The 6,297-nt window shown below is 43.2% G+C and carries 5 protein-coding genes and 1 pseudogene; 3 read left to right on the forward strand and 3 right to left on the reverse strand.

What is annotated here, in order from left to right; genetic code table 11:
* Position 1: 1 nt before the first annotated feature.
* The 3 genes from FFM57_RS06010 to FFM57_RS06020 form a co-directional block, all read right to left on the reverse strand.
* On the reverse strand, positions 2-601 hold the full coding sequence (locus FFM57_RS06010; protein WP_137599628.1) for a class I SAM-dependent methyltransferase: 600 nt from the start codon (positions 599-601) through the stop codon (positions 2-4).
* A gap of 17 nt (positions 602-618) precedes the next feature.
* A complete protein-coding gene (locus tag FFM57_RS06015) occupies positions 619-1,203 on the reverse strand; it encodes a GDSL-type esterase/lipase family protein (RefSeq protein WP_137599629.1) in 585 nt (194 codons plus the stop codon).
* A 133-nt stretch (positions 1,204-1,336) separates the two neighbouring features.
* The gene (locus tag FFM57_RS06020; RefSeq protein WP_137599630.1) at positions 1,337-1,705 is read right to left on the reverse strand and encodes a pyridoxamine 5'-phosphate oxidase family protein; all 369 of its coding nucleotides are present in this window, start codon (positions 1,703-1,705) and stop codon (positions 1,337-1,339) included.
* Positions 1,706-1,928: 223 nt separating this feature from the next.
* Here FFM57_RS06020 and coaA point away from each other — a divergent pair, with 223 nt between their 5' ends.
* From coaA to FFM57_RS10065, 3 genes and pseudogenes are all read left to right on the forward strand, one after another.
* Positions 1,929-2,855, forward strand: coding sequence for a type I pantothenate kinase (gene coaA, locus FFM57_RS06025; RefSeq protein WP_137599631.1), 927 nt, complete (start codon positions 1,929-1,931; stop codon positions 2,853-2,855).
* 110 nt (positions 2,856-2,965) lie between these two features.
* Positions 2,966-4,525, forward strand: a complete 1,560-nt coding sequence (guaA, locus tag FFM57_RS06030; RefSeq protein ID WP_371851244.1) for a glutamine-hydrolyzing GMP synthase — start codon at positions 2,966-2,968, stop codon at positions 4,523-4,525.
* A gap of 249 nt (positions 4,526-4,774) precedes the next feature.
* Positions 4,775-6,059: pseudogene (locus FFM57_RS10065) on the forward strand (ISL3 family transposase).
* Positions 6,060-6,297: the final 238 nt, after the last annotated feature.

A 6,297-nucleotide genomic window follows, 5' to 3' on the forward strand; every position in this document is an offset into this window, starting at 1 on the left:
TTTACACTTTCACGCTTTGCAAAATGTAATAGCCTTTGTCGCGCTTTAAAATTTCCACGTTGCCAAAGGTTGCTGTCATTAGTTTTTCGGCGCTTGGTGCCCCTTGTTTTTTCTGTAAGACGATGGTTAACGTTCCGCCGACTTGCAGTAGAGGATAGGCACCCGTCAAAATTTCTTGGACTACTTTTTTCCCTGCGCGAACTGGCGGGTTGGATAAAATCGCTTCGTAGCTGTTACTGTGAACATCAGCGTAAATATTGGAAACATGAATGTCCACATTTTCGATATTATTTCGTTGGGCATTTCCTTGCGCTAAACCTACCGCCCGTTCGTTCACATCGATCATTTCCACCTGTGGAAATGTCGAGGCAAAGCTCAAACCAACTGGGCCATAGCCGCAGCCAACGTCTAGCAGTGTGCCGGTAGGATTTTGTGGTGGTTGATAGGTGGCAATGAGAACTTGTGAACCATAGTCCACGACATTTTTAGAAAAAACGCCGCTATCCGTAACAAAGCGCAGGCGCCGACCCCGCAGTGGGAATTCAAATTCATGGAAGTGGTGCTCAGCGCTAGGCTGGTTAGTGTAATAATGATCGCTCATGTAGCTTACTGTACTCCTTACTCCGTGACGAGATTCATTTCTTTAATTTTAATGTTGCGAGCAATTAGACTGCCTAAAAGCTGGTTACCCCATTTAGAAAAATGTAAGCCGTCTGCTTGTAAAAATTCGGCAGTGGCCGGATAAACAGCCATATGGTAAGCCAAATCAATTACCGAGATACCATTTTCTTTGGCATAATCTACTAAAGCTTTGCCGTAAGCGTGAATATCATCGCCTTTGCGGTCTAAACGGTGTTGTTGGGGATCGACGTAAGCAGGTGTTACTAAGACGACTTTGTCTTTACCAATTAAGTCCACCATTTTTTTCATGTTGGTTAAATAGGTTTCTTTGGTAACTGCTTCATTTTTTAAATCGTTGCCAAAGAAAATTGCTACATAATCAGGATTTTTACTTAAGACGTCTTCGTCTAAACGAGCTAAACCGTCTTTGGTAAGATCGCCTGGACGACCAACATTTTCGACTTCCATGGGAAAACCCATGTTGGCAATGTGCGTCCGAACTTCTTCTGTCACACCGTCTGTCATTTTTTCGCCGTCAAAGCCGGCCATCAAACTGTCACCTAGTAAAATGATTTTTTTCATCTTTATCAGGACCTCCCTTTACATCTTTCCTTCACATTTTACCATGATTTATATGGCTTAGCGAACAATCCGGTTGTTAAGCGCAGCTGAAAAAGGAATCGCCCTAGCAACTGACGATTCCAACTTTGCTCTTTTAAATTTTTTGCTCCATCTTGGTGACGTCCACCACTAAGACACGACTAATAAAGGGATAATCTGCAAACATTTGTTCAAAGACTGGACCTTCCGTGACGAAATGCGCGGTGCCATGAACGTGAAAGCCCGTCCCAGGTCCCATCAAGCCAGGCACTTCTTTACTGCCAATGGTGATCAGCACTTCGGGATTTTCGGCAACGTCTTTTTCCACACTATGCATCCCCGCTGCGGGAATATAAAGTTGTTGGTCTTTAGCGCGCATATATGAATTCCACGTATTCACCGCGTGGAAACCTTGAGCTGTACTAGAAATAATCGTCACGACACCTTCGTGTTTTAACACTTCTAAAAAAGTAGGATTTAACATGAAAAAGCCTCCCCATAAGATAGTAACTACGCTTTAGTGGTAACACTTTTTTTATATAATGTAAAATATACTGATTGTATTGCAAAAAGAAAATTTTTTATCCCGAAGCGTGGTTGGAGGATTCTTTTTATTTCCTGACATTTCTCGTAAAATTTGGCAAATTACTATAGCGGAGGCGGTAAATTATGCTAAAATACGTTGTAAGTTCTCGTAGGAGGAAAAGATGAAAGCTGACGCAATGAATTACTACGCCATTAAACGAGATGAATGGCAACATTTTTATAAAGACGGGGCACTCCCCATCACGGAAGAAGAGTTACAAAAAATCAAAGGGTTCAACGACCGCATCTCTTTACAAGACGTGCAAGATATTTACGTGCCTTTGAGTCATTTGATTCATTTATACATGAAAGAGTTCGAGTCCTTGCAATTAAGTAAGGGTCTTTTCTTGCATCAGTATCAAACGGTGCCCCCTTTTATCGTGGGTATCGCCGGATCCGTCGCCGTGGGCAAAAGTACTACCGCCCGCTTACTGCAAATTATTTTGCAACGGACGTTTAAACGCCGCAGCGTCGAATTAATTACTACCGATGGCTTTTTATATCCCAATCATGTTTTAGCTGAGCGCGGGATAATGGATAAAAAAGGTTTCCCTGAAAGTTACGACATGGAGCTTTTGATTGATTTTTTAAATCGCGTCAAAAGTGGGCAAGAAGAAGTCCAAGCTCCCCTTTACTCCCATGAAGTCTACGACATTGTCCCTGACGAATACGAAGTGATTAAGCAACCGGATATTTTAATTGTTGAAGGGATTAACACTTTGCAATTACCCGCCAACCAACGGATTTACGTTTCAGACTTCTTTGACTTTTCGATTTTTGTGGATGCCGATTCACAACTGATTGAAAGTTGGTATTTGGATCGCTTTGATGCCTTGTTAGAGTACGCTAAAGATAAGCCCGCCAATTACTATCACGAATTTACCAAATGGACCAAAGAAGAGGCTTTTAAAATGGCTAAAGATGTGTGGCAAACCGTGAATTTAAAAAATTTAAACGAATATATTTTACCGACACGCAATCGAGCCGATATTATTTTGCATAAAACGAAACATCACCGGATAGATGAGATTTTCTTGCGGAAATACTAATCTCTATCCTATAATGATTGACATTTCAGTAAATATCAGTTACGTTTTCAAAAAAGCTGTCGTCAAGCTTTGGCTCGGCGACAAATCTTAGATAAAGAAGGGTGAATTTTGTGACCACAGAACTAAGCAATGTGGAAAAAATTATTGTTTTAGATTACGGTAGTCAGTACAACCAGTTAATCACGCGGCGCATTCGGGAGTTCGGTGTTTTCTCTGAACTTTTAAGCCACCGGATTAGTGCGGCGGAAATTAAAGAAATGGCCCCTAAAGGCATTATTTTCTCTGGCGGTCCCAACAGCGTTTATGACGAAGGCGCCTTTTCCGTTGATCCAGCCATCTACGAATTAGGGATTCCAATTTTAGGGATTTGTTATGGTATGCAACTCATGACCTATGACCTGGGGGGCAAAGTTGAACCTTCCACCAATCGCGAATACGGTAAAGCTGAATTAGAAGTCTTAAGCGATGATGCGAAACTTTTTGTCGATACGCCAAGAAAACAAACGGTTTGGATGAGTCATGGAGATAAAGTTACCGCCATCGCCCCTGGCTTTGAATGCGTCGGTACAAGTAAAGATTGTCCTTACGCTGCCGTGCAAGACGTGAAACGTAATTTCTACGGTATCCAATTCCACGCTGAAGTGCGTCACTCAGAATACGGCAATGACTTATTGCGTCATTTCGCCTTTGACGTTTGTGGTTGTACTGGTGATTGGTCCATGGAAAATTTCATTGACATGCAAATTGCTAAAATCCGCGCCACTGTCGGCGATAAAAAAGTTTTACTGGGCCTTTCTGGCGGTGTGGACTCTTCTGTTGTGGGTGTCCTGTTGCAAAAAGCGATTGGCGATCAATTAACTTCGATTTTTGTGGACCACGGTTTATTACGGAAAAATGAAGCAGAACAAGTGATGGATACTCTAGGCGGCAAGTTTGGCTTAAACATTATTAAAGTTGATGCCAAAGAACGCTTCTTAAGTAAACTCGCTGGCGTTGCCGACCCTGAAAAGAAACGAAAAATCATTGGGAATGAATTTGTCTACGTCTTTGATGATGAAGCAACCAAATTAGCCGGTGAAGAAGGCATCTCCTTCTTAGCCCAAGGTACCCTTTACACGGATGTCATTGAATCTGGTACCGAAACTGCCCAAACCATTAAGAGTCACCATAACGTCGGTGGTCTGCCTGAAGACATGCAATTTAAATTGATTGAACCCCTCAATACTTTATTTAAAGACGAAGTGCGCGCTGTCGGTACCCAATTAGGGATGCCAGATGAAATCGTCTGGCGCCAGCCTTTCCCCGGTCCCGGTCTTGGAATCCGGGTCCTTGGGGAAATCACTGAAGAAAAATTGGAAATTGTCCGCGAATCTGATTATATTTTACGGGAAGAAATCGCCAACGCTGGTCTTGACCGCGATATTTGGCAATACTTCACCGTGTTACCAGGTATCCGCTCAGTCGGCGTGATGGGGGATGGTCGGACTTACGACTACACCGTCGGCATTCGTGCGGTCACTTCCATTGATGGCATGACGGCTGACTTTGCCCGCATTCCTTGGGATGTCTTGCAAAAGATTTCCGTGCGGATTGTGAATGAAGTCGCTCACGTCAACCGCATCGTGTATGACATTACATCTAAGCCTCCTGCTACAGTCGAATGGGAGTAATATAGTAACCTAACTTGGTTGCATTAGGTTGATTTAACAGCTTTTATGTTTAGATAAAATGGATAAAAAGAACCTATTTTAACTGGCTCTTTGTCAACTGGTGTTGTTTCACATTAAATGGCGCTATAATTTCTGGGACTGATGGAAATATTCCATCGGTTCCAGTTTTTTTGAAAAAAACAAAAAGACATACAAAAAATCCGTTAGAATAGAGTCGCCTAAAACCACATTCTGAAAGGAAGTTTTTGTATGTCCGATCTTCATTCTATCAAATCACTCTTCAGTATTAAAGATGAAAACATTAAAATTACCGAAATCAGGGAAGCTGTTTATAAAAATAGGAAAGTGACCCTTGCGGAAAGCACCCTCACCCGTGTTTTTCGCCGCTGCCCCTGTTGTAAAGCAACGGCGGATCAACTCGTAAAAAACGGTAAAAAAGTATCCATGATCCTGCTCAACCGCTCGGGCAACAAACGAGCCTATCTGCGGTTGAAAAAGCAGCGGTATCATTGCCGTGCGTGCGGAAAATACTTTACAGCCCGTACGGCGATGGTGAATCCCTCCTGCTTCATTTCAAAACAGGTCCACTACCAGATCTTAGAGGAGCTGTCTGAGCGGCAAGCGATGACGACCATTGCCAAGCATTGTGACGTCTCGTCGACCACCATTCAACGCACCTTGCGTGCGTTGTCCGCCGCTGCTCGACCGCGGCTGGACCATCTGCCCACCTGTCTGCTATTTGACGAGTTCCGCTCCCTTTCCACTTGGCACGGGTCCTTCTCTTTTTCCTGTATGGATGGGGAGACGGGGCGGCTCTTTGATATTCTGCCCAGTCGCAAAAAACAGGATCTGGTTGCTTATTTTATGCGCTTTGATCTCAAGGCTCGTCAGAAGGTGCGTTTTATTGTGACTGACATGAATGCCCCTTATTTTTCATTGGTCAAGGAATGCTTTCCAAACGCAGAAGTGATCGTCGACCGTTTCCACATCGTGCAGCACGTGAACAAGTTTTTTGATGCCGTCAGAAAGCGCGTTCATGAAGCGCTTCGATCAAAACGATCCAACTGAAGCGAAAGCCTATCGTCAGCTCAAATTCTTGTACAAACTATTTTTAAAACCGGAAGCAACCCTGGATTACACCACCTTGAAAAAGCGGCGCAATTTCAAGTGGGCGTTATTGACAGACACCGAAGCCGTTGATCGGCTGTTGGCACTTTCTGACGAGCTGAAACTCGCGCACCAGTACTTTCAAGGCCTGTTAGCTGCCTTCCATGACAAAGATCACGAACAATTTTTCCAGCTGCTTCGCGACATGCCAAAGCACGTGCCCGCAGAATTGCATCACATTAAAAAAGCCTTCTTTACGTATGAGAAAGGGATTCACTTGGCCTTCATTGAGCCTTACTCCAATGCACGATTAGAGAACCTACACACACATATCAAGGTCCTAAAGCGCGTCTCTTACGGGTTCAGAAGTTTCACAAACATGCGTCTGCGTATCCTCTTGATCAATGGCTTGATCAAGTACACATAAAAAAACATCAAAGGAGGAAGAGTTCCCTCACTTCGATGTTCATAGGTGACACCATCAGTCCGATTTGACAAAGTGCCGAAATTATAGCGCCAAAATTTGACAAAACTTATCATCTAGTACAATTTCCATGCCTAAAACCACAATATTAATATCCCTCGACTCACTAGTGTTGCATTAAATTTATAACCTATTCCATGAAACAAAAAAATCCTTTATACTAGCACTTGGATGACTTATC

Origin of the sequence: Enterococcus nangangensis, from assembly GCF_005405245.1 — a bacterium.
Taxonomy (GTDB): domain Bacteria; phylum Bacillota; class Bacilli; order Lactobacillales; family Enterococcaceae; genus Enterococcus_J; species Enterococcus_J nangangensis.